Annotated in this window: 22 protein-coding genes and 1 tRNA gene; 3 read left to right on the top strand and 20 right to left on the bottom strand. The window is 37.9% G+C overall.

What is annotated here, in order from left to right; genetic code table 11:
• Positions 1 to 9: 9 nt before the first annotated feature.
• The 9 genes from fsa to TSYNT_RS09070 all read right to left on the bottom strand — a co-directional run bounded on the left by fsa (position 10) and on the right by TSYNT_RS09070 (position 7894).
• Positions 10 to 657: a fructose-6-phosphate aldolase gene (gene fsa, locus TSYNT_RS09110; RefSeq protein WP_059033333.1), complete on the bottom strand. Its 648-nt coding sequence runs from the start codon at positions 655 to 657 to the stop codon at positions 10 to 12.
• A 305-nt stretch (positions 658 to 962) separates the two neighbouring features.
• Complete coding sequence (gene phoU / locus TSYNT_RS09105; RefSeq protein WP_238142691.1) at positions 963 to 1625, bottom strand: phosphate signaling complex protein PhoU; 663 nt, start codon at positions 1623 to 1625, stop codon at positions 963 to 965.
• Positions 1626 to 1651: 26 nt separating this feature from the next.
• A complete protein-coding gene (pstB, locus tag TSYNT_RS09100; RefSeq protein ID WP_059033331.1) occupies positions 1652 to 2407 on the bottom strand; it encodes a phosphate ABC transporter ATP-binding protein PstB in 756 nt (251 codons plus the stop codon).
• Between the two features lie 39 nt (positions 2408 to 2446).
• Positions 2447 to 4204 (bottom strand): two-component system histidine kinase PnpS, encoded by a 1758-nt coding sequence (gene pnpS, locus TSYNT_RS09095; protein WP_238142690.1) that lies wholly within the window; start codon positions 4202 to 4204, stop codon positions 2447 to 2449.
• Positions 4205 to 4208: 4 nt separating this feature from the next.
• Positions 4209 to 4916, bottom strand: a complete 708-nt coding sequence (locus tag TSYNT_RS09090; RefSeq protein WP_059033327.1) for a response regulator — start codon at positions 4914 to 4916, stop codon at positions 4209 to 4211.
• Positions 4917 to 5011: 95 nt separating this feature from the next.
• Positions 5012 to 5854, bottom strand: a complete 843-nt coding sequence (gene pstA / locus TSYNT_RS09085; protein WP_059033325.1) for a phosphate ABC transporter permease PstA — start codon at positions 5852 to 5854, stop codon at positions 5012 to 5014.
• Entirely contained in the window at positions 5851 to 6711 is an 861-nt protein-coding gene (gene pstC / locus TSYNT_RS09080; RefSeq protein WP_059033321.1) for a phosphate ABC transporter permease subunit PstC, read from the bottom strand. The genes pstA and pstC overlap by 4 nt, the downstream gene beginning before the upstream one ends.
• A 22-nt stretch (positions 6712 to 6733) precedes the next feature.
• Positions 6734 to 7591: a phosphate ABC transporter substrate-binding protein gene (locus TSYNT_RS09075; protein WP_059033319.1), complete on the bottom strand. Its 858-nt coding sequence runs from the start codon at positions 7589 to 7591 to the stop codon at positions 6734 to 6736.
• Positions 7592 to 7807: 216 nt separating this feature from the next.
• Positions 7808 to 7894, bottom strand: a tRNA-Leu gene (locus tag TSYNT_RS09070).
• A gap of 277 nt (positions 7895 to 8171) precedes the next feature.
• Between TSYNT_RS09070 and TSYNT_RS09065 the strand changes: the two genes are divergently transcribed.
• Positions 8172 to 8426 carry a pro-sigmaK processing inhibitor BofA family protein gene (locus tag TSYNT_RS09065; RefSeq protein ID WP_059033316.1) on the top strand — a complete coding sequence of 85 codons (255 nt, stop codon included), beginning with the start codon at positions 8172 to 8174 and terminating at the stop codon, positions 8424 to 8426.
• A 9-nt stretch (positions 8427 to 8435) separates the two neighbouring features.
• Here the strand turns inward: TSYNT_RS09065 and TSYNT_RS09060 are convergent, their stop codons facing one another.
• The 6 genes from TSYNT_RS09060 to TSYNT_RS09035 all read right to left on the bottom strand — a co-directional run bounded on the left by TSYNT_RS09060 (position 8436) and on the right by TSYNT_RS09035 (position 17807).
• On the bottom strand, positions 8436 to 10877 hold the full coding sequence (locus TSYNT_RS09060) for a U32 family peptidase (protein ID WP_059033314.1): 2442 nt from the start codon (positions 10875 to 10877) through the stop codon (positions 8436 to 8438).
• Positions 10878 to 10936: 59 nt separating this feature from the next.
• Positions 10937 to 13759, bottom strand: coding sequence for an excinuclease ABC subunit UvrA (uvrA, locus tag TSYNT_RS09055; protein WP_059033312.1), 2823 nt, complete (start codon positions 13757 to 13759; stop codon positions 10937 to 10939).
• Between the two features lie 24 nt (positions 13760 to 13783).
• Positions 13784 to 15781 (bottom strand): excinuclease ABC subunit UvrB, encoded by a 1998-nt coding sequence (gene uvrB / locus TSYNT_RS09050; RefSeq protein ID WP_059033310.1) that lies wholly within the window; start codon positions 15779 to 15781, stop codon positions 13784 to 13786.
• Positions 15782 to 15951: 170 nt separating this feature from the next.
• Positions 15952 to 16833 carry an IS3 family transposase gene (locus TSYNT_RS09045; RefSeq protein ID WP_272947409.1) on the bottom strand — a complete coding sequence of 294 codons (882 nt, stop codon included), beginning with the start codon at positions 16831 to 16833 and terminating at the stop codon, positions 15952 to 15954.
• On the bottom strand, positions 16830 to 17534 hold the full coding sequence (locus TSYNT_RS09040; protein ID WP_059033306.1) for a helix-turn-helix domain-containing protein: 705 nt from the start codon (positions 17532 to 17534) through the stop codon (positions 16830 to 16832). Before TSYNT_RS09040 ends, TSYNT_RS09045 begins: the two co-directional genes overlap by 4 nt.
• 75 nt (positions 17535 to 17609) lie before the next feature.
• Positions 17610 to 17807 (bottom strand): hypothetical protein, encoded by a 198-nt coding sequence (locus TSYNT_RS09035; RefSeq protein WP_059033305.1) that lies wholly within the window; start codon positions 17805 to 17807, stop codon positions 17610 to 17612.
• 207 nt (positions 17808 to 18014) lie between these two features.
• On the opposite strand from TSYNT_RS09035, the gene TSYNT_RS09030 reads away from it, so the two are divergent.
• Complete coding sequence (locus tag TSYNT_RS09030) at positions 18015 to 18689, top strand: Asp/Glu racemase (protein ID WP_373877535.1); 675 nt, start codon at positions 18015 to 18017, stop codon at positions 18687 to 18689.
• Here the strand turns inward: TSYNT_RS09030 and TSYNT_RS09025 are convergent.
• The 5 genes from TSYNT_RS09025 to ftsE are packed head-to-tail and all read right to left on the bottom strand — an operon-like array spanning position 18686 to position 23990.
• Positions 18686 to 19945: a PDZ domain-containing protein gene (locus TSYNT_RS09025; RefSeq protein ID WP_059033300.1), complete on the bottom strand. Its 1260-nt coding sequence runs from the start codon at positions 19943 to 19945 to the stop codon at positions 18686 to 18688. The two genes, TSYNT_RS09030 and TSYNT_RS09025, sit on opposite strands and share 4 nt — an antisense overlap.
• 14 nt (positions 19946 to 19959) lie before the next feature.
• The gene (locus TSYNT_RS09020) at positions 19960 to 21210 is read right to left on the bottom strand and encodes a S41 family peptidase (RefSeq protein ID WP_059033298.1); all 1251 of its coding nucleotides are present in this window, start codon (positions 21208 to 21210) and stop codon (positions 19960 to 19962) included.
• 58 nt (positions 21211 to 21268) lie between these two features.
• Positions 21269 to 22414 carry a murein hydrolase activator EnvC family protein gene (locus TSYNT_RS09015; protein ID WP_059033296.1) on the bottom strand — a complete coding sequence of 382 codons (1146 nt, stop codon included), beginning with the start codon at positions 22412 to 22414 and terminating at the stop codon, positions 21269 to 21271.
• Between the two features lie 27 nt (positions 22415 to 22441).
• Entirely contained in the window at positions 22442 to 23314 is an 873-nt protein-coding gene (ftsX, locus tag TSYNT_RS09010) for a permease-like cell division protein FtsX (RefSeq protein ID WP_059033295.1), read from the bottom strand.
• Positions 23304 to 23990, bottom strand: coding sequence for a cell division ATP-binding protein FtsE (gene ftsE, locus TSYNT_RS09005; protein ID WP_059033293.1), 687 nt, complete (start codon positions 23988 to 23990; stop codon positions 23304 to 23306). The genes ftsX and ftsE overlap by 11 nt, the downstream gene beginning before the upstream one ends.
• 380 nt (positions 23991 to 24370) lie before the next feature.
• On the opposite strand from ftsE, the gene TSYNT_RS09000 reads away from it, so the two are divergent.
• Entirely contained in the window at positions 24371 to 24748 is a 378-nt protein-coding gene (locus tag TSYNT_RS09000) for a Na-translocating system protein MpsC family protein (RefSeq protein ID WP_059033290.1), read from the top strand.
• Positions 24749 to 24856 lie beyond the last annotated feature (108 nt).

Raw genomic sequence — 24856 nt, 5'->3', positions numbered from 1 at the left:
ATTTCCCCTCTATTTCTTAGGAACTTTTTTCCAATCATCTAAAAATTTCTCTATTCCTGTATCTGTAAGAGGATGCTTTATCATTTGTTGTAAAACTTTAAATGGGACGGTAGCAATATCTGCACCGGCTCTTGCCGCCTCAAACACGTCCATTGGAGTCCTTATACTTGCAGCAATTATTTGCGTTGGAATATCATACATAGTAAAAATCTCAGAGATGTTTGCAACAAGCTCGATGCCGTCTTGGGTAATATCGGTAAAGCGCCCTATAAAAGGACTTACATAAGTTGCACCTGCCCGGGCTGCTGCCAGTGCTTGATTTGGGTTGAAAACAAGTGTAACATTTGTCTTTATATTCTTTTTGGACAATCTGCTGGTTGCTTTTAGGCCTTCCCATGTCATCGGAATTTTTATAACGATATTAGGGTGCCAGGCAGCAATTTCTTCGGCTTCTTTTACCATGCCATCAGCATCTAGACTGATAACTTCTGCACTAATAGGCCCATCAACTATTGATGTAATTTCAAGAATGGTTTCCCTAAAATCCCTGCCTTCTTTAGCTACTAACGTTGGATTTGTAGTAACTCCGCAAATAATTCCTGTTGCGGCTGCCTCTCGGATCTCATCCACATTTGCAGTATCAATAAAAAACTTCATATTCATTCAACCTCCGTATCTAGTTCTTGTTTTACTCTATTTTATACTATTTTTAAGAAGGTTTCTAGTCAAAGTAACATTTCAAATCATTGTTAAAAAATTTTGTGTCATCTTGAGCATAAGCGAAGTATTTGCCGGCAATAACTTTAAACTTCATTATAAGAACCGGATTTTGCGCGGAAAATCTATTTCCGTTGCATGCAAGATCCGGTTCTTATAAGCAACCTAACTTAGAGAAGTTAGCGACTTTTATCACTGATTAGGTCAAATAGCTGAAGCCCAAAACTTTGCAGATCCTTGAAGAATTAGTCATTGAGCTTTATTCTTTCACCCGTTTTAAGATAAACTGCCATTTCTCCGATATTAGTGCTGTGATCACCTATTCGTTCAAGCTGCCGCGCTACCATAATTAATTGGACGCCTTGATGAACAGTAGAAGCATCTTTGGTCATTATAGCAATTAAATCTTCAAATACCCGCGCATATAAATGATCTATTTCTTCTTCCATGCTAACGATACTTTTTGCAATTTCTACGTCTCGTTTTACATAAGAATCCAGTGATGTTCTTAATATGTCTTGAGCAATTTTGGCCATCCGAGGAATATCAACAAGGGGCTTTATATACTCTTGTCCAATTATTCTTTTTGCTATCCTTGCAATATTTACTGCTATATCGGAAATTCTCTCCAAATCAGTTGCAAGCTTTACTGCAGAAAATATTGTTCGCAAATCTTTAGCTATAGGTTGCTGGCGTATTATCATTTCTATACTTTTGTCTTCGATTACTTCTTGAAGCCTGTCTACTTCATCATCGCGATCAATGACTGTTTCAGCTATCTTAATATCTTTGGCAGTCAGAGATTCTACCGCTTCCCGTATCTGCTGCTCAATAATTGCCCCCATCCGCAGGATATCACAGTTTAGATCTTCCATTTCTTTGTCAAGAGAAACTCTTGAAGTTGACAATTTTAAACACCTCTTAATCTTTTATATTAACCGAATCTGCCTGTTATATAATCTTCAGTGCGCTTATCTTTTGGGGTATGAAACATCTCTAATGTAGGACCAAATTCTATAAGCTCGCCGCTCAAAAAGAATGCTGTAGAATCAGAAATTCTTGCCGCCTGCTGCATATTATGGGTTACTATTATAATTGTATAATCTTTTTTTAAATCAAGAATTAAATCTTCCACGCGCATTGTCGATATCGGATCAAGTGCCGAGCATGGCTCGTCCATTAAGACTATTTCCGGTTCAACGGCAAGAACTCGACCTATGCATAATCTTTGTTGCTGACCGCCGGACAGCCTAAGGGCAGAATCCTTTAATCTGTCCTTGACTTCATCCCATAATCCCACAGATTTTAAGCTGTGTTCCACGATATTATCAAGTTTATGTTTGTCTTTTATGCCATGTATTCTCGGCCCATAAGCAATATTGTCGAATATACTCATAGGAAACGGGTTCGGCCTTTGAAAAACCATGCCTACCTTTTTCCTCAATTGCACGACGTCAACTGTGTCTAGTAATATATTTTCATTATCAAGAAAAATAGCTCCCTCGGCTCGCGCTTCTTCGATAAGGTCATTCATTCTGTTGATATTTCTTAAAAAAGTAGTTTTCCCGCAACCGGAAGGACCTATTAATGAAGTTACTTGATTACCTTCAATATTCATATTAATGTTCTTTAAAACCTGATGTTCTCCATAAAAAAAATTAAGATTTTCAACTTTTATTTTAGTTGTCATATGAGTCCTCCGCTATCTTACACTAAATAATATTTTTGCTTAGCTGTATTTTGGCAAACTTACTTTAAATGTGCTTCCCTTGCCCAGCTGACTTTCTACGCTGATTTTCCCATTTAAGCTTTCTACTAAATGTTTTACCACTGCAAGTCCCAGCCCAGTACCGCTTGCACTTGTGATTCCCGGTCCTTGCACCCTATAAAAGCGTCCGAAGATTCTCTCTAGCTCGTCTCCTGCAATACCAATTCCGTTATCTGCAACTGAAATGCTGATAAAGTCCGATTCATCTTCAATTTCGACAGTTATATTTCCGCCTTCCGGAGTGTACTTTATAGCATTATCTAAAAGATTTATAATAATTTCTAAGACGCTGTCTTCATCACCTGTTACCGGCCCTAAATTTTCTGGAAGTCTAAGATTTAATAAATGCCCTTTATCATCTATGTTTTTTTGTAAGAGCTTTACCGCTTTATTTACAACGGATGCTATATTCACAGGTCTCTTGGGTATGGAAAAATCTGGTTTTTCTATACGTGACAGATATAGAAGTTCATTAATTAAGCGAGTCATGCGGTCTGTCTCCTGCTTTATTATCCTCAAAAAGTATCGACAGTTTTCTTCACTTTTATAAGCTCCATCTAAAAGAGTTTCTGCGAAGCCGGATATAGAAGTCAATGGCGTCTTTAATTCATGGGATACATTTGATACGAAATCTGATTTCATTTTTTCAAGTCTTTTTAACTCTGTAATATCTCTCATAACCGCTACTGCACCTAAATTATTCTCTTTATCTATCGGTACAACATTTATCCAAAAAATTCTTTCGTCATAGGTATTTATCTTTATCTCCCGAGTTGAACCCTTTCTAGTTTTCAACACTTCATTTATCAGATCATGTAATTCTCTATTTCTCAAAACTTCTAAAAGGTGCTTGCCCAAAGTTTCTTCTTGTCTTATCTTGAAAAGTCTTTCAGTCGCAAAGTTCATCATTACTACACGACAGTTTTGGTCAACTGCGATAAGTCCTTCTGCCATGCTTGCTAAAACAGCCCTTGTTTTATCTGTTTCTTCTTTCAGTTTTCCCACTGTCTCTTGCAGATTTTCAGCCATGCGGTTAAAAGATTCGGCTAAAATCTTTGTTTCATAAGGAGGCCTTAGAGGAACTTTCAAATCATAGTTCCCGCATGATATTTTTTTTGCCGCATATGATACTTCTTCTATAGGTTTTGTTATCCTTCTAGAAAAAATAGTACTTATCAAAAACGCAACTAAAAGACCGGCAAGACTTGCCGAAAAAAACATTTTCCATATATTGCGTGTCAATGCATTTATGTGGGATATTGGAACTGCCAAACGTAAAACATAGGCTATATCATGATTTTCAAGAATTGGAATTGCCACATACATCATTTCTGTTTTTAAGGAACTGCTGTAGCGTACGCTTTTTCCGATATTTCCTAAATATGCTTCTTTTATTTCCGGTCTTGTACTATGGCTCTCTGTATCAGAGGGATCCTTTTCGCTGTCGGCTATCACGTTGCCATCAATATCGACAATTGTGATTCTTGTTTTTATTTCGTTTCCTAACTCTTTTACAGCAGTTTCTAACTGTCCTAAAGTATTTTCCTCTTGTTTTATCTTAAGGGCTAAAAACGGGCGCACGGCAAATGCACGGGTTTCAAGATCGTCTTCCGTCTTTTGTATAAAGTAGTCTTCAACAACTTTTGCAACAGCATAACCGGTTATAGACAGGCTAATAAGGACTATAATCATACAGGCCGCAAAAATATTTCGCCTCATAATCTCACTCCTTGACGCTAAAACGATATCCTATGCCGCGAATTGTATCAATACTGTATTTGCTGCCGGTGTCTGCTTCTTCGATCTTTTTTCTAAGATTGCAGACGTGTACGTCAACAGTCCTCGTATCGCCCATATAATCATATCCCCAAACTTGTTCTAAAAGCTGCTGACGGCTAAAAACATTAAATGGATTTGATGCAAGAAGTTTAAGAAGCTCAAATTCTTTTAATGTAAGATCCAGCTTTTTACCGTAAAGAACAGCTTCGTATTTCAAATCATCTATAATAAGGTCCGGATTATTTACAGGCAGGCTATCACTATCTTGCTCTTCTACGCGCCGCATAACCGCCCCAACTCTTGCAACAAGTTCTCGCGGGCTAAAAGGCTTTGTAATATAATCATCCGCTCCAAGTTCAAGACCTACAATTTTATCAACCTCATCATCGAGGGCAGTAAGCATAATTATTGGAATTTTTCTTGTTCTGGGATCTTCTTTTAAAATGCGGCAAACTTTTAATCCATCTATTTTCGGTAACATGATATCAAGAATTATCAACAAAGGATTATCATTTTTTGCAATATCTAGAGCCTCTTGACCATCAGCAGCTTCTACCGTTTTATATCCTCTACTTTTGAGGTTAAACTTAATTAGTTCGCGAATATTTTTTTCGTCATCCACTACTAATACGGCCTTTTCGCTGTTTTCCATTGAATACCTCCGAAGATAGATTTTATAATTAATAAAATACTTATTCTATTTCTACGGCTATTATACCATAAAAACGAAAAGACCATCTATTGGTATCATCGAGAAGAAAATCTTGAATAACGATTTGAAATCCCATGAGCGAGTAAATTTAATATTAATACGACTGCTATAAGAACTGTTGCCGCAGAGAAGGCCATATCCATTGCTCCTACTTCCATAGCAGTAATATATATGTGCATAGCCAGAGTTCTGGCCGGGTCAAAAACTGAAGTTGGCAAAAGTATCGAACCACCAAGAGTTAAAAGAAATGCCGCCGTTTCTCCAATTATTCGGCCTATTCCTAGAATCACGCCGGTTAATATACCTGGCATTGCAGTAGGAAGCGTTACATGAATAAGCGTTTGCTCTTTTGTTGCTCCAAGAGCAAGACTCGCTTCTTTGTATTCTCTCGGAACTGTTTTAATCGCTTCTTCAGCATTTCGTATTATTACCGGAAGTATCATAAGCATTCCCGTCAGAGCGCCTGATAAAATCGACCAGCCGCCGGTAACCGATTTTAGTCTCGTAACGAAAAACGCAAATCCAAAAAGGCCAAAAACAATAGAAGGTACTGCTGAGAGCATATCATTTCCAAAACGTATAGATTTCACTAAAAAATTTTCTTTTGAATACTCAGTAAGGTATACCGCCGCCGCAATGCCCAAAGGAGCCGCCATGGCAATTGTAAGTAAGGTAAAGTACACTGTGCCGACTATTGCCGGATAAACGCCTCCTTCCATGCCCATCCGTCGCGGCGATTGGGTAAGAAAATCAATGCTAAGTTTTCCGATGCCTCGAGATACAATATAGGCAAGGATCATCAAAAGAACTGCAATGGTTGCAAGGCCGCTTGTCCAAAGCACTATCTTCATGATATTTTCTACAGTTTTAGGTTTCATTTTGCTGCCGCGTCCTTTCTATAAATTCTAGAGGCAAAAATATTGGTAAGAATTATCATGATAAACAGTATAATCCCCGTCCCAAATAGCGCCTGTGTATGCGTTCCTGCTTCAGCATAAGCCATTTCGATGGCTATATTGCCTGTTAAAGTGCGGATAGGAGAAAAAATTGAATCCGGAAATTTTACGGTATTACCTGCAACCATTATTACCGCCATCGTCTCACCAATTGCTCTTCCCATTCCCAAAACAGTGCCTGCTATAATACCTGATTTTGCAGCCGGAAGAGTTATATGCCAAGTGGTCTGCCATTTAGTAGCTCCTAGGGATAATGAACCTTCTTTGAAATCATTAGGTACTGATTTTAGCGCATCCTTTGCCATATTAATTATAGTGGGAGAAATCATTATGGCCAAAATTATAGACGCTGCAAGGACGCTGTATCCTGATTGGATTTGATTTGTTGAAGGATGTGCTTTTTGGAATTCTCGTATTAGCGGAACGAGCATTGTCATTCCGAAAAGCCCATATATTACCGAAGGAATGCCTGCTAGAAGTTCAACTGCAGGAGTAATTAATCTTTCCGCTTTCTTTGGGGCATATTCTGATAAAAATATAGCTGTGAAAATGCTTAGCGGAACACCTAAAATAAGTGCGCCTAGCGTTGTTGCAAGTGTCCCGCATATCATCGGGAATATTCCATATAAGTTGTCAGATGGACTCCATTTTTGTCCAAAAACAAAATTGAAGAAACCTACCTTAGTAAAAATTGGGTAGCCTTCAATAAAAACAAAAAGGCCGATTAACATAACAGATGTTATGGAAAGAGCGGCGCATATAAATAATATTTTTTTCATATGGATTTCTCCTAAATCATGATTATTTTACCGGAATAAAATCTTGTGCCACTATTTTTTGGCCTTCCGGGCTTAATACAAAATCCAGGAATATTTTGACAAGTCCTGTAGGTTCGTCTTTTGTCATATAAATAAACGGCCTAGAGATTTTATAAGAATTGTTAAGAACGGTTTCTTTAGAAACTTCTATTCCGTCAACTTTTATAGCTTTTACTTCGCTATTTAAAGAACCAAGAGATATGAACCCTATCGCATTAGGATCCCCTGCTACAGCAGTTCTAAGTGCACCTGTAGAATTTTGAACGATGGCCCTGTCTGTAAATTTTGCATCCTTGCCGAAAACTATCTCTTCAAAAGCACCTCTTGTGCCAGAACCATCTTCACGAATTACAACGGTTATTGGAGCGTCTTTACCGCCAACGTCTTTCCAGTTGGTTATTTTGCCTGAAAAAATTTCTTTTATTTGTTCAAGTGTTAAATCTTCAACAGGGTTTTGTGTATTTACAATTATTGCTATACCGTCTTTTGCTATAATGAATTCTTTAACTGTCTTTTCCTCCGGTTTTAGTTCTCTAGAAGATGCACCAATATCTGCTGTTCCCTCTTGAGCCGCTTTTATACCGGCACCTGATCCGCCGCCTGCCACATTGATTTTTACTTTAGGATATTTACTCATAAATGCCATTGCCAGTTCTTCCGACAGAGGTTGAACCGAAGTCGAACCTGCTATCTGGATAGAGCCGCTGATTTCTGTTTCACCTCCTCCCTGAGCTCCGTTTTGAGACTCAGGAGCGGAACTGGAATTACCGCATCCCGCAGAAAAAACCAAAACAGCACACAATAGCGTTGCAAAAATGAATCTCGCTTGTTTCTTTAACATATTCTCCTTCCTTTCAAATTAAATTTTCTTTCTGATTTAATTATAAGGATGAAGTTTTATGGTTGTGTTAAGGGAATGTTAAATATTATTGCATATATGTAAAATATAAATTCGAAATCTAAAAAAGCAAATAAAAAATCATCTTTAGGAAAATTAGCTGGTAAAAAAATAAAAGACGTAAAAGATCAAAATCTTCTTCTACGTCTTGTTTTCATCTGGTGCCGAAGGCGGGATTCGAACCCGCACATCCTTGCGGACACTAGACCCTGAATCTAGCGCGTCTGCCAATTCCACCACTTCGGCTTATTGCGTTGCTTTTGGTAATCAATGCATTATTTATAATACCATATTCATATAAGGAATTCAACATCTAATCTTTCTGAAATCACATGACTTTTTCTGTTTTGCAGACAATCTTAGGAGTTGAAAAAATGTAATTACAGGCATTAAGGATAACTAACTCATGTAAATTACAACTTGCTTAAAAAAAGAAAAATTTATAAAATTGCTTTATGTTGTGCTGTTTTGATATATAATAAATAAAGGGAATTACAATCTTAACCCAGAAGGAGGCTTTTTTATGCTCGGCTCGATATTTACCTTTTTTATCGCGTTAGTAGTGCTTTATATATTGGGAATGCTTTTGGTAATACCTATAAAGATAGCATGGCGGCTTATATATAACGGCATAATAGGCGGTTTGACGCTGCTGCTTTTAAATCTTGTAGGTGGTTTCTTTGGCTTGGCGCTTCCCATCACGCCGCTTACAGCGCTGCTTGTTGGCTTTTTAGGTGTACCTGGCGTCATAATACTACTTATCGCAAACTATTTATAATTAAAAGATTTAATCTACTCCGTTATAATAATGCCCTCTAGTTATTTTGCCGAATGTGCATCGTGTTATTTCGCCTTGTTTGTCTATGGCTTGTTTGTATATTTTTACTGTTCGCATTAGCTCATTACTATCATAACCATTTAGGTTTAAGCGCAAGCTGTAAGGCTTAGCCGATAATAAATCATCTATTTTATCAGCCATGTACATTTGATGCGCATTTTCTATCTCGATATGGCAGCCGTATTTATCAACATAAGTTCTTATAGGTAAAAGCTCGCCTTTGCGGTCGCGCAAGCTGTAGTGCTGTTTTAGGCAGGGTCTAGAACAAGAGTGTGACAAGTTAAAGTTATTGCAAACCGAGCCTATCGGACAACCTTCTGCTACCATTAGGGGTATGTTGCCGTGCGCCATAAGTTCCATTGGGATACTGGTGTGCAGCTCTTTTATTTGTGAAAGCGTAAGTTCCAGTGAGGGCATAAAGCGCTTTATTCCCATCTTGGCATAGGTTTGGACTGCGTTACTGTTGAATATATTCAAGCTGTAATCGCCGTATATTTCAGCTATCCCCGCTACTTTAGTGCAGTTAAGCTGGCCTATATCTGAAACCAATACGCCGCTATAAAGCTTTTGTATATATAACAGAGCTTCTCTTATGGCACTAAACCTGATATTGCGCGTTACCCGCGGAAAGACCCAAATTAATTCTATGCCGGCATCTTTGCATAATCTGGCAATTTGTGCAGTATTGGCGCCAGTAGCTTCTTTTGCGCTTATGTGCAGATAGATGCCATCAGCTCCTGCCTGGATGGCAGATGAAACAAGGCTTAGGTTGTCTAGCATAACAAATATAGCAGGTTTTTTGCATTTATATGATTGCTGCATATACGGTATAGGCGGCATATGGGATTCTATAACTACCGGTTGCCTGTGTTTTTTATCTATGCGCCGGTTTACAAGCTCTTCAATGGCAGATCTACGCAGAGCGTTTAACACCGATATGGGTATCCATGCATTAGGCGAAATATTAACGTCTATATTATTAAAGTTAAATGGTAAATCTCCTACCCGCTTTATTTGCTCTATAACACGTTCTTTTTGCAGTGCTGCATTTCTCGCTGACTGCACAATTTCCGTACCTGTGCATTTAACATTATTACCGTCACTGTCCCAAACCTCGATTGACGGCGGTTTTCCCTCAATAAGATTAACTTCAGCTTTTAAACCTATATACCTTTCGGCTTTTTTGATATATGCTTTTATTTTTTTATCCAAATTTGTATCCAGTGTTTTATATATTGCAGTACCTTGCGGCGTAGGGCTGTTTATTCGCACCAAAATATAGCGGCCTGCAGGGGCTTCCTTTATAGGACCATTTACATCTTCCATATATGTTACTATCTGGCCAGTACTCTTGTCGCTTTGCCTTATCTCTATTCCATCGCCCAAAGCAAGAGGCGCCTCAAGCTTTATATTTGCCATGTTTCGATGAGCATCATAGCTTTTGATGCAGCCAAGAGGAACTCCCCAGTTATCAGGCTTTTCCGGACATATCATATTTATGCCAGATTTGCCATAAATATAACCTTTAGAAAATCCACCACGATTAAACACTTGCATAAGCTGCATTTTGTCCTGTTCATCGGCTAGAGGATTTATACCGGTCTCCATCCTGTCAAGTGCTTTTCTGTATTTCGATACCACTATGGCTACATACTCAGGACTTTTCATACGTCCTTCTATTTTAAGCGCTGATACCCCCGCTTCGGACAGCACATGCAGCTCATCTATCAGGCACATGTCTTTCATGCTCAGCAGATGCTGAGACGATGATATTCGGCTGCCCTCCCGAACTAGTGAATATGCCATACGGCAGGGTTGGGCACAACGGCCTCGGTTGCCGCTGCGGCCTCCCATAAAGCTGCTCATAAGGCATTGCCCGGAATATGAGTAGCACATTGCACCATGTACAAAAACTTCTATTTCTAAACCGTCTATATCGGCAAGGTCAGCTACTTCATCCAGTGATAGCTCCCGGGCAGGCACAATGCGCTTGAAACCAAGTAATTTTAGGGCAGCAGCGCCATAAGAGTTGTGCACTGTCATTTGTGTGCTAGCATGCAGCGGCATATCTGGTAAGTATTGCCTTATCAGAGCGGCTACGCCTATATCCTGCACTATAATTCCATCAGCACCGCTTTCATATAGCATCTCAAGATAAGGTACCAGTGTTTTAAATTCGTCATCACGCACAAGTGTATTAACTGTAATATATACCTTAACGCCCCTTAAATGGGCATAATCTAAGGCATATTTTAAGTTGCCGTCATTAAAATTATCGGCATACTGGCGCGCATTAAAAGCACTGCCGCCTATATACACAGCGTCAGCTCCGGCTTTCACAGCAGCCTCAAAGGCTTCAAGGCTGCCTGCAGGTGCTAAAAGCTCCATCATAAACAAAGCATCCTTTCAATAAACTACCTGTTCATCTACTGCATCGTCGTTCTATAGAATTAAGCACGTAATTTTTGAGTTTTCTTTAAGAACTCGCCGGTGTATGAGCGAGGATTCTTGGCTATTTCTTCCGGAGTGCCAACGGCTATCACTTCTCCGCCTTCATCCCCGCCTTCAGGTCCTAAATCTATTATATAATCTGCTGTTTTTATAACATCCAAATTATGCTCAATAACTATAACTGTACTTCCTGCGTCAACTAGACGCTGCAGTACATTTAAGAGTTTTCGAATATCATCCGGGTGTAGTCCTGTTGTTGGCTCATCCAAAATGTAAATCGTATTGCCATTGCTTTTTCTAGAAAGTTCTGTAGCAAGTTTTACCCTCTGGGCTTCTCCGCCGGATAGCGTAGTAGACGGCTGACCCAATTTTATATACCCAAGACCTACATCTTGCAGTGTTTCAAGTTTCCGCTTGATTTTGGGAATGCTGTCAAAAAATTTCAGAGCCTCATCTACCGTCATGTCCAATACATCAGCTATATTCTTGCCCTTGTATTTTACTTCAAGTGTCTCTCTGTTATAACGTTTACCTTTGCATACTTCGCAAGGCACATATATATCAGCCAAAAAATGCATTTCAATTTTTATTATGCCATCACCTTTGCAGGCTTCGCAGCGACCACCGCTTATATTAAAACTAAACCTGCCCGGTTTATATCCTCTCATACGTGCTTCAGGAGTCATTGAAAAAACTTCCCTTATGTCATTAAACACATTAGTATATGTTGCAGGATTCGAACGCGGCGTCCTGCCTATTGGCGATTGGTCAATATCTATAACTTTTTCTATTTGTTCAGCTCCAATTATTTTGTCAAAATCTCCCGGTAAATCCTTCGAGCGATAAAGTTTTGCTCGCAATGACTTATAAAGTATTTCATTTACCAATGTGCTCTTTCCCGAACCTGAAACTCCGGTAACACAGGTAAAAAGCCCTAAGGGAAACTTAACATCTATGTTTTTTAAATTGTGTTCTCTGCACCCTTTTAATTCAAGCCATGAACCTGAAGGTTTTCGTCTGTTTTTCGGAACAGAAATTTTCTTTTTACCGCTAAGGTACTGGCCGGTAATGGATTCTTCCACCTTTTGAATATCTTTTGCACTTCCGCATGCAACTACTTTGCCACCGTTTTCGCCTGCGCCGGGCCCAATATCCACTACATAATCTGCTGTTCTGATGGTATCTTCGTCATGTTCTACAACTATGACGGTATTTCCAAGATCGCGCAAGTCTTTTAGTGTTTTTAAAAGTTTTTCATTATCCCGCTGATGAAGGCCAATACTAGGTTCATCAAGTATATATAGTACACCCACAAGCCTTGACCCAATTTGAGTTGCAAGACGTATTCTCTGAGATTCACCGCCCGAAAGGCTCGCTGAAGCTCGATCAAGGGTCAGATAGTTAAGTCCCACATCAACCAAAAATTGGAGGCGATTATGAATCTCTTTGAGGATTTGATGTGCTATTATTTCCTCTCTCGGGGTTAGAGAAAGATTTTTAAAAAAGTTGATAGCCTCATTTATTGAAAATGCAGTTACCTGAGCAATGGATTTATTTTCAATTGTAACTGCCAAGCTTTCAGGCTTTAACCTTGCACCGTTACACGCAGGACATGGTTTTGTGCTCATGTATCTTTCTATTTCTTCTCTAGAATACATAGAATTTCCATCATTGTAACGTCGTTTTAAATTATTTATCACACCTTCAAAATTTCCCTTATAATGTCTGGTATTATCGCTAAACCTGCTTTCGTAATAAAACTCAATGGGTTCTTTTGAGCCGTAAAGAATGGTATTTACAACATTTTTAGGCAAATTCTTAATTGGAGTTTCCGGGCTTTGATTATAGTGATCCAGCACAGCCATGAGCATTTGATAATAATATCCTCCAGGAGTGCTGCTCCATGGCTCTACAGCCCCTTCGGCTATGGATTTTTCTTTGTCAGGTATTACAAGATCCGGATCTATTTCCATATTAATTCCCAGACCGTCGCACACCGGACAAGCTCCATAAGGACTGTTGAAGGAAAACATTCTTGGTGTAAGTTCTTCCAAGCTTATATTACAGTCTGCACACGCAAATTTTTGTGAGAAAAGCATTTCTTCTTTGCCGATTACGTCTACTATAACCAAGCCTTCAGATTGGGAGAGGGCAATTTCTATAGAATCTGCAAGTCTTGACTCGATTTCCGGCTTTATAATAAGCCTGTCGATGACAATCTCTATATCGTGCTTTTTATTTTTGTCAAGCTTTATTTCCTCACTTATATCTTTTATTTCGCCATCGACTCTGACTCTTACGAAGCCATTTTTTTTGATTTTTTCAAGCATTTTCTGAAACTCGCCTTTTTTTCCCCGGGCAACCGGAGCTAATATTTGGATGCGAGTTCCTTCCGGCAGTTCCATTATCGCATCAACCATCTGATCTACGGTCTGTTGTGATATTTCTTTACCGCATTTCGGGCAGTGAGGCTTGCCTATCCTTGCATACAGTAAACGCAGATAATCATAAATTTCCGTGATTGTTCCAACTGTAGAACGCGGATTTTTGCTGGTAGTTTTTTGATCAATGGATATGGCCGGTGAAAGACCTTCTATATAGTCAACATCCGGTTTCTCCATTTGGCCCAAAAATTGTCTGGCGTAAGCCGAAAGAGACTCTACATAACGCCTCTGCCCCTCGGCGTATATTGTATCAAAAGCCAATGTAGATTTTCCCGAACCAGAAAGTCCAGTAATTACTACTAACTTATCCCTCGGAATTTCTACATCTATATTTTTAAGGTTATGTTCTCTTGCACCTTTAACTATTATTTTATCCATCTAATCGCTTTCACTCACCCTGTACTATTTTGTCTTTACTACGCTAAGCTTTTCAGCCTTTATCTCAAATATGATATCACGTATCTCAGCAGCCTTCTCAAATTCAAGCCGCTTTGCTGCTTCCTGCATTTCTTTTTCAAGATTTTCAACAAGAGCTTTAAGCTCTTTTTTGCTCATCTTTTCGATGTCTTTCTCAGGTAAGTAATCCGCCTCATCTTCTGCAACTTTTGTGGCTTCTATAGGTTCTCTTATCGTTTTTTGGACTGTTGTAGGCACTATACCATGTTTCTTATTATATTCCAATTGAATTTTGCGCCGGCGGTTAGTTTCATTTATTGCCCTGGCCATGGATTGTGTAATTGTATCAGCATACATTATAACTTTCCCGTCTATATTCCTGGCTGCCCTGCCGATAGTTTGGATAAGGGAAGTTTCGGAACGCAAAAATCCCTCTTTGTCAGCATCAAGAATCGCTACTAGCGAAACCTCCGGCAAATCCAATCCTTCTCTTAAAAGATTGATACCTACGAGGCAGTCAAATTTTCCAAGCCTTAAATCTCGTATTATTTGCAGCCGTTCCAATGTATGGATTTCAGAATGAAGATACCTAACGCGGATACCTGCTTCTCTTAGATAATCAGTCAGATCTTCTGCCATTCTTTTAGTGAGAGTAGTAACTAAAACCCTTTGATTATTCTTGGCCCTCTGCTTAATTTCTCCTATTAAGTCGTCGATCTGCCCTTTAATCGGTCTAATTTCAACTTCCGGGTCAACTAAACCGGTAGGACGAATAATCTGCTCAACTACTTGGGAACTTTTAGTAAGCTCATATTCGGCCGGTGTGGCAGATAAAAAAACTACTTGGTTTATGCGCTCTTCAAATTCTTCAAAAGTCAAAGGGCGGTTGTCAAATGCCGACGGCAGCCTAAACCCGTGTTCTACCAATGCTTCCTTTCTTGAACGATCACCTGCCCACATGGCATGAATCTGGGGCAGAGTAACATGGGATTCATCTATAATAATTAAGTAATCTTTAGGGAAATAGTCAAGCAGCGTAAATGGTGCATCTCCGGCTTTTCGTCCCGACAGATGTCTTGAGTAATTTTCAATGCCTTTGCAGTAACCCATCTCTTGAAGCATCTCAATATCATATTTAGTTCGCTGTTCGAGCCTTGCAGCTTCAAGAACTTTATCCTGACTTTTTAGCTCTTTAAGTCGCTGTGCAAGTTCGCTTTCGATTGATTTTACAGCAGCTTCTATTTTGTCCTTCGGAGTTGCATAATGGGACGCAGGGAATATGGACACATGGTTGCGTTCACCTGTTATTTCTCCAGTCATCGTATCAACTTCAAGAATTCGATCTACTATATCGCCAAAAAATTCAATACGTATAGCCCTTTCAGTAAAAGAAGCCGGAAATACCTCTAAGACATCGCCACGAATGCGGAACGTGCCGCGGTGAAAGTCTATTTCATTACGGTCGAATTGTATCAAGACAAGCTTTTTTATTACCTCATCTCTGTCTATTTCCATGCCCGGTCTGAGTGAAACCACTTGATTTTTATAGTCCACTGGAGAACCAAGACTATATATGCAAGACACGCTTGCCACAATTACCACATCCCGGCGTTCAAAAAGAGCCGATGTTGCTGAATGTCTAAGCTTATCAATTTCGTCATTTATTGATGCGTCTTTTTCTATATAAGTATCGGTTTGGGGAATGTATGCCTCCGGCTGATAATAATCATAGTAACTTACAAAGTATTCCACAGCATTATTTGGAAAAAATTCTTTAAGCTCGCTATAAAGCTGGCCTGCTAGCGTCTTATTGTGAGCTATAACAAGCGTCGGCTTCTGGACTTTTTCAATCAAATGTGCTATTGTGAAGGTTTTGCCTGTGCCGGTTGCACCAAGAAGTGTTTGAAATTTATAGCCTTTATTAATCCCATCCGTAAGCTGACAGATTGCTTTTGGCTGATCTCCTCGGGGGATGTATTCCGAAATAACCTTAAAGCTTCCCATAAATTCACCTTCTAAACTAAAGAGATACCGCAACTTTTATTATAACATACTGCAAAAGGGTGTAAAGAATAAAACAAAACTTTTGTTTGCCTTAAATTTCAGTGCAAAAGAAAAAGTCGGGATAACCCTGAACTGACCCTTGTCAAGTAGACAATCAATTTAATTAAAATTTATGCACATTTGGATGCTTGGTTCCTATACTCTAAAGGAGCCATGCATCCTAGTCTTTTTTGAAACCTTTCTTCGTTGTAAAACTTAATGTATTCAATTATTTTATCCTTTAATTCTTCTAGTGTTTTAAAAGTTTTTCCATAAAACATTTCAGCTTTTAAAGTACCAAAAAATCCTTCCATAGGCCCATTATCTATACATTTACCAACTCTAGACATACTTTGAGTCATTCCAACTTCTTCAATTTTATTTTTAAAGATATTACTAGTGTATTGGAATCCTCTGTCACTGTGAAATATTGGTTTAGCTTCGGGATACTTTTTAGTTGCTCTGCCAAACATTTTAAATACAAGCTGATTATTGTTTTTGAAGGATAGCTCATATTCAATAATACTGTTGTCGTAAAGGTCCATAATTGGACTTAAGTAAAGCTTTCTACTATCTCCTGGAATTGAAAATTCAGTTACATCTGTAAGCCACTTTTCATTAGGAGCATTAGCTGCAAAATCTCTTGCTAATATATTTTCTTTTATATACTCTGGTTTTACTCTAATACGATTAACTTTCTTTCTTCTAATTCTAGCTGAAACACCCAAAATTCTCATGAGTCTATGTACATAGCCTTCAGAGAATGATTTTTGATTTAGTTCGTTTATGAACATTGTCATCCTTCTATACCCTAAAATTCCATCAAAAGTTGAGTGATATTCAGTGATTAACGAACAAATCAACTCATCCTGTTTTTCTTTTTCAGGTTTGACTCTAGTTTTGTATTTGTAGTATCCACTTCTTGAAATATTTAGAACTTCGCATATCTTGGTTACTGGGTAACCTTTTTCTTTGAAAAAGTCTACTGTTTTGTATTCTGCTTCATGTCTTATTTTCGATAGCGAAGTTTCTTTTCGAATTCCTCTTTTTTTTTAAGAACTTCCAGTTCAAATTCTCTTCTTTTTCTTAATGCTTTTTCTCTCTCAAGTTCAAGCTTTAATTTCTCAACTTCAGTTAATTTACTTTCATCAATTTCTGATTTCGGTTTTGGCCCACGCTTTTTATGTTTTAATGCTTCTGGTCCCTTGTTTATATATGCTCTTGTCCATCTATATACAAGCGCATAAGCAACCCCATATTTATCAGCTGCATCTTTGTAGCTCATATTATTGTCAATAACCCATTTAACTATTTCTAATCTCTCTTCAAATGTAGTTTTTCTAGATTTCATGGTATAGACATCTCCTTTAGGAGCATAATCTTTTATTTCTATACCATTATACCAGTTATTAACCCAGGTGCGGATAATTCCAGTAGCAATATTATGTTTGGCGGATAGGTCTGCTAGTGAATATTTACCTAAGGTATATTCTTCTACCACTGACAGCTTAAATTTCTGACTATATGTGCTATTTTTGTTTGATGTTTCAAAAGCACTAGGCCCGTGTTCGTTATATGTTAGATACCATCTACGAACAGTTTCTTCATTAGCTCCAATTTCTTTTGAAATGTTCTTAAAACTAAACTTATCTTCTTCATAATCTTTACAAGCTTGTATTTTTACTTCCTTACTAAACTTTGCTTTTCTTCCCATAAAAAATACCTCCAAGTAGATAATCTAATTTTAATTAATTAGACTGTCTACTTTGGAAGTATCATATCACCCGACTTAATTAACGTAAATTATTTTGTTTCTTCTGCGCGTGAAGAAACCGTTAGATTTTGTTCCAAAACTGTCTCTATTACGAAACTGTGTATCAATGTTTACTATCTTCATCATAATATCCTTTTTTTCTTTTTCGGATGCAGAAGTGTAAGCTCTGAGCAGCATATCCCTTTCATGCTCCAAATATTCTTCTCTTGTCATAAAAAAGCCTCCTTTTTCCTAAAAAAGTTCTATAAATAAAGCTCAAACTAAATTATAATGTGAGCGTTATATCTTTCACAATCATTATAGCATATATTAAACTTTCCATCAAGTATTTATAATCAAAAATGTCATATATTTTCTAAAAAGTTTCTATTTCTTCCAATCATTGAAACAATAATGTAATTACTCTATAATTAAGATGAGGTGAGTAAATTGACCTTCAATCTAAAAAATTATAATCCGCCGACAATAGGAGTCATAGCCGGGACACCTGTAGATACACAGATGGGAGTAGATTTTATATTAAAAAACGGGTTTAGAGCAATAGGAGTACCTACCGCTTCAAGCCCTGAAGAACAAAATCGCCTTCAATTTTTAAATTCTGACTCTCTTACTCAAAAAGTATTGGGAATTATTAATGATTTTGAGGAAAAAAACATTTTTCGCACCATGATCTATTGCAATTCCCTTTCCGCAGCAATAGATGTTAGATATATCAAAGATGCGTGTCAAAATTCTAAGATAGTAACTCCGCTAGATGTTTACCAAAGACTTGCCTCAAAATATAATAAAATTGCCATATGGGCTGCTAACGGTCAATGTCTTTCTTCGATTGAACGCATATTTTATGAAGTAAATCCATCAATAGACATTATTGGCATATCCATGTTGCCGGTTATTAAAGCTATTGAAAGCGGCAATGACCCTCGGTCAATTATCTTGGAGTTTAATCTTGTTTCTCTTGCAGCAAAGGAATTTGCATCCGATGGTTTAATCTTAGCTTGTACTCATCTACCCTATCTGCAGGCAGAGCTTTTAAAAGAAGTAAAAATTCCAATTATAGACCCTGCAGTTGAAATGCTTAAGATACTTGTTTAGGTCATTTCTTCTTGATGACGCTTTTTAAAAAGAGCTTTCAACTTTTTTCTCAGCAGCCCGCCTTCCTCCATAACTACATAAGAACCTGTGTTTCCTTTTGGAACTAAAATCACCCCTAAGTCGCTTATGCCTTTAGGGAACTGGTTAAATTCAAGTTTTTTTAATGTTCCGTCAAGACTCCTTGCTGTGAGCCATATAAACGGTGGATATTCCATTAAAATTTCATGTATTTTTCCCGGTTCATCCAAATCTTGTCCATTCAGCGAAAGAATTATATCTCCGGAACTTAATCCCATTTTTTCTGCCGGAGAGTTTTTTATTATATCAAGAACCATCTCGCCGTGAATAGGAGGCACAAACAAGGGCTCACTTGCCTGCTCATTTTTTCTGCCGGTAATTATTAAGAATTCATGACCTGCCGGTGCGAAAACAGCTGCCGCATATGCAAACAATCTTAGCCGTGAAGCTAAAACCGATAACAACAAAAGCGTAATGCTAAAAGCAAACAAATTTGCAGCAGAAGACTTGCATTTTTCTTTCGGTTTCTTTGTTAATGCTATATCTCCATATCCTAAAGCCGCAACCACCGGAATCATAAAATAAATTACATTGAGATTTTCAGCAATATTTACCGGCGGCTTGATTAGAGGCCACCAATCGGGCATTTGAAGCATGTCTATTGCTTGAAAATTTCCTGTCAATATAGCTAGGAGCATTATTGGAACAGGCCAAAATTCCTGAAGCGAAAATCCTCCTATAATCCCGTAGCGTTCGTCTCTTACTAAAACCGGTATTGGATTTTTATGGCCGGAAAAGAATATCAGAAGGCTTTCGACAAAATGAAGCGCTGCCACGAGTCCCATAAGACCGGCTACATCAATATCCAAGAGTCCTGTGAGAAGTGAAAAAAGCGCTAATAGCCCACCTGCATAAGAAAAACACATCAGGTGTGGGCTAATTAAGGCAAGAATTATAGCAAGAGGCCATACATATGCTATGCCGGCTTGTGTTATACTTATCCCTAATAGAATAACTATCAAACTTCCGATTATTCCTCCAGCAATTCCAAAAAGTGTAGCCCATACTGCTTTATGCAATGGATTAGTTTTTGTAACTCCAAATAAATTTTTTTCTAAAGAAGCGCTTTTTCTAGCCTGATTCCATGCAATAAAAATTACAAGCCAAAAAAATGGGTTTAAGATAGCAGTTGGAATCCCCTGCAATATTAAAACGAGTATCCTACCTAGAGGAAACATATTTACCGCTCCTGTCATTTGACATCAAATAAAGACTTTGTTACTTCTATAGCTTTTAAAAGTTGTGCATCTTTCTCTTTTGAAAGGTCAAAAGAGTTGGAGCCCTCAGGATTTTTAACCGAAAAATCAGGTTCTATCCCCTTTCCATCGATGCATCTGCCACTTGGCAGGTAGTACTTGGCAATTGTTATTTTCATTCCACTGCCGTCTTCAAGAGAAAAAACTTCCTGCACAGAGCCTTTGCCAAAGGTTTTTGCGCCAACTAATTTACCGGCTTTATGGTCTTGGATAGCGCCTGCTAAAATTTCTGAAGCACTAGCACTGTTTTCATTAACCATTACTGTTATGGGCACAGATGTCTTGCTCTCATCAGAAAAATATTCTCCAAGCCTGTTTCCGTTTTTCCCCTCAGTATAGACAATTAATCCCTCGCCAAGGATTTCGTCAGCAATTTTTACCGTTTCATCAAGGGAGCCGCCAGGATTATCGCGTAAGTCTATTACAAGTCCTCTTATTTTCTGTTTTTGCAGTGCATCTAATGCTATTTTAAAGTCGTTATATGTTTGAGAATCAAAAAACGAAATGCGTATATAGCCGATCTTTGCAGCATCATCAACGATATTATAGTCAACAGTGCTTATGCGAATATCATCTCTTACTAATTCCAATTTTATAAGATCTGAATTCTGGTTTCTTTTGATATACAAAGTTACTTTGGTGCCTTTCTCGCCTCTAATCATTCCAGCTGCTTCATCAAGAGTTTTTCCTGAAAGTTCCGTGTCGTTTACTTTAACTATTATATCGCCGGGTAAGATGCCGGCTTTTTGTGCAGGGCTTCCCTTTATTGGGGATACCACAATGATGTCTTGTGTCGAATCATCAATACCCAGAACAATTCCTACCCCGCTTAAGCTTCCCTCGAGAGATGAAATAAAATCTTGAAACTCTTTTTTATTCATAAAAACTGAATATGGATCGCCAAGAGAATCTATTACTCCTTTTATGGCTCCACTAGTTAAAGTTTCCATTTCTACATCTTTGATGTATTTATCTTTTACTATTTGTATAACCTCAGAAACAGCCTTTAGGTCTTGGCTGTCATGTTCATCTTTGACTTGAGTTAAAAGGGTGCTTGCATCATTTTTGGCATTTACTTCCCTAAGCTGTTTTCCGCCTACGGTTGTTCCGATGAAAAACGAAAACAGCGATATTGCTAAACACAATATCGCTATTCTTGAGATATGCTTCCAATTATTTTTTCGCATATGTATACCACCTAACGCAATTTTAGCATTATTGTTTTAAAGCTTATTTTAATATTTGTTATTTTACCCAGTCTAATGGGTTTACTACCTCTCCATTTTTAATTACACCAAAGTGCAGGTGTGGGCCCGTAGACCAGCCTGTACTGCCAACTAATCCGATTTTGTCGCCTTTTGACACTTTTTTCCCTTCGGCTACCAGAATCCTGGAAAGGTGAGAATATTGCGTTGAAATACCACCACCATGACTTACTATAATTGTATTGCCATAGGCACCATAAGAACCTGCAAAAATAACTTCACCGTCATCTGCAGCTACTACATCGCTTCCTGTAGATGCTGCTATATCCAGACCCTCGTGAAACCGGTTTGTCTTAAGTATCGGGTGGACGCGCCAGCCAAATTCAGAAGTTATATTTGTCGAACTTGGGACAGGCCACTGAAATATTCCGGTTCCGAAAAATCCTTTTTTGTTTTTTGACTCCCAGGCTAATATCTGCTTTCTCAGGTTCTCAGAATCTTTCAGTAGTTGATCCTCTTGACGCTCATATTCCGCTTTTTGTTTTTCAAGTTCAGTCATCAGCCTCTGGCGTTCTCCTCGATAAGCTACGATAGTTGCCCGTCGGCTGCTTATGTCTCTGCGTTGCTGCGCAATAATTCTCTGCTGTTCTTCTAATTCAGCTTTTTTAGCTTCAACTTCTTCCTGTCTTGCTTTAAACTCTGCAAGCAGGTTTTTGTCTGCCTCAATGATTCGCTTTACCATATCAAGCCTTGTTAAAAAATCAGAAAAACTGGAAGATGCTAATATAACTTCTATGTAATCTACAGGCCCAGTCTTATAGAGAGCTCTCATTCGAGTGTTAAGATCATCTTTTTGTTCGGCTACCTTAGCCTCTGCCTGTTTTAGCTCTTCAGTAACATTGACTAATTTTGTTTGTGTTTCCTGAAGCTTTGCTTCAACTGTCGACAATTCCTTTTCTGCGTTGCTTAACTTTATTTCTAGCGACGTAAGCTCTTGGCTTACATCTTTTTTTGCATCTTCAACCTGTTTTATGCTATTCCTTATGTTTTGTATCTGATTGTTTATATTTTGCTGCTGCTTCTTCAAATCATTGATATCGCCAAATGCTGCAGGTGATGCCACCGTCAAAGCAATTGCCAGCAACAAAACACTTGCCAGCATTTTTTGCTTTCTCTTGCCTCCCATGTTCGACTTCACTCCTTATAAGATGCTCTATACATTTAAAAACCGCTTTAGTGAAAAACTACTTCCAAAAGCTCCTATAATCATTCCAATTGCTAAAAATCCAATTGCATAATTGTAAAATTCTTCTATTGGCAGCAGTGAAATCATGGGAATATTCAGCTTTACCGTTATGTAAAGGTAGTGATATGCTACTGCCAAAACCGCAACAGCCAGAAACGAGCCTATAAGCCCTAAAACCATGCCTTCAATTAAAAACGGCCAGCGGACAAACCAATCGGTCGCTCCAATATACTTCATTATACTTATTTCTCGCCGCCTTGCAAAAACAGTTAGTCTTATGGTATTTGCGATTATAAAAATTGAAATTGCTGTAAAAACCACCATTATTACAAAGCCGATTATTCGTATCCAGTAAACTATTTTAAACAATTTTTCTACAATGCCTTTGCCATACTTGACCTCTTCAATACCGGAAAAGTTTTCAATCTTTTTTGCAATTGCAGGTACATTATGCGGATCATCAGCTTTAATTCTAAATGAGTTTGGCAATGGGTTTTCCATACCTTCTAATAAATCTTCTCCAATTTGTTTTTTAAATTCTTCAAGGGCGGCTTCTTTTGCAATAAAGTCTACCTCTTTTACGCCCGGAATATTAGACAATTCTTCTCTCAATTTAGTTATATCTTCATCTTTTGTAGAATCTGCAAGGTAGGCTGTAATTTCTACTTGAGACTCCACATCTTTTAAAATGTAATTAAAATTTACAGAAAGAAGCAGAAATGAACCTAGAATAATGAGGGCTGAAGCAACTGCTCCAATCGATGCCAAACTCATCCACCTATTCCTTGTAAGACTGGTAAACGATTCCTTGAAGAAGTATTTGATGGTCCTAAGTCTCATTGATATATAACCCTCTTTCTTCGTCGCTTACCAGACTGCCTTCTTCAAGGCGGATAACCCTTTTTTTCATGGAATCTACTAACTCGCGGGCGTGAGATGCAACTACCAGCGTAGTTCCCATCTTATTAATGTCATCTAATAAGTTCATGATATCTCTAGACGTATCAGGATCCAGGTTACCTGTAGGCTCATCTGCTACTAAGACATCAGGATTATTCACAATGGCTCTTGCTAAAGCGACTCGCTGCTGTTCTCCTCCCGAAAGTTCCGAAGGTCTTGCTTTTGCTTTATGAGATAGACCCACCCTTTCTAAAACATATGGCACCCTTTTTTTGATATCCCTGTTCGATGCTTCAACCACTTGCATCGCAAATGCGATATTCTCGTATACGGTTTTATCCGGCAATAACCGAAAATCCTGAAAAACAATACCTATTCGCCGTCTTAAATATGGTATTTCCCGCCTCTTCATTCGAGTAATATTTTTTCCTGCAAAAAATATCTGGCCTTTAGTAGGAAGTTCCTCTCTAAATAAGAGCTTTATTAAAGTTGATTTTCCAGCACCACTGGGGCCTACAACAAATACAAATTCGCCTTTTGCTATCTTAAAACTTATATCCTTAAGGGCCACTTGGCCACCAGGATAGACCTTAGTCACTCCATACATTTCAATCAAATTGCTCACTCCAAAATCAGTCAACCTGTTAAAAATTAATGCGTATATAATTTTAACTTCGACATTATTACTAAAAATCCTTCACGAAAAACTAATTCTTTAAATCCTTTTACCGCTATTTTCAAAGCCTATATAAAGCAGAAAATTGTTACAAATCCTATAAACTTTTATAGGAGAGCACAAAAATAACACTTAACAATTTTATATTTAATACTTACTTCCAATTCTAGCACAAAATCTCAATTTCTGTAATAAAAATCATTATAAAAATCGACTTTTTAATAGTTGCAAAATAAATATTTTGTCATATTGCAGGAAAATAATTAATTTCGTAGAATATAAGTGTGTGTATAGGAGAAAATCGCAAGGAGGACTATATTTTGAAGAATATCGGCGATTTTAAACAAGAACTTATAAAAATTAATAACAAGGTAAATGAAGAAATGTACGGCCGAGGTCTCGATTGGCAAAAAATAGATATTATAGGCGATAAAATAATTGTTTTGTCACTAAATCAACGGATCTCTGTATTAAGACATATTGATGAAAAAGACGCACTTACTGCAAGGTTGATGGACTTAGCTTTACTAAATGAATTTAAAATTAGAATGAAGGCTTATTTTGAAGAAAAATTTCAACTAAATATACGTTCGATACTAAAAGACTACGACCCTGTAAATCAATTAGCGGGAATGATTATTGTTACAGAGGAACCTGTGGAAAAATTTTTTGAAGAAAAATTTTTAAAAACCCCTTGACAAACTCAAAATTATTTGATAGCTTTGAAAACAGATAGTGCTTGTGAAAAATTTTATAATTGACTGGATAAGGAAGATCTTTTTTTAAAAAGATAGTTCGAGGCCGTC

This window comes from Tepidanaerobacter syntrophicus, from assembly GCF_001485475.2.
Taxonomy (GTDB): domain Bacteria; phylum Bacillota; class Thermosediminibacteria; order Thermosediminibacterales; family Tepidanaerobacteraceae; genus Tepidanaerobacter; species Tepidanaerobacter syntrophicus.
This window is presented reverse-complemented; position numbering and strand designations above follow the sequence as displayed.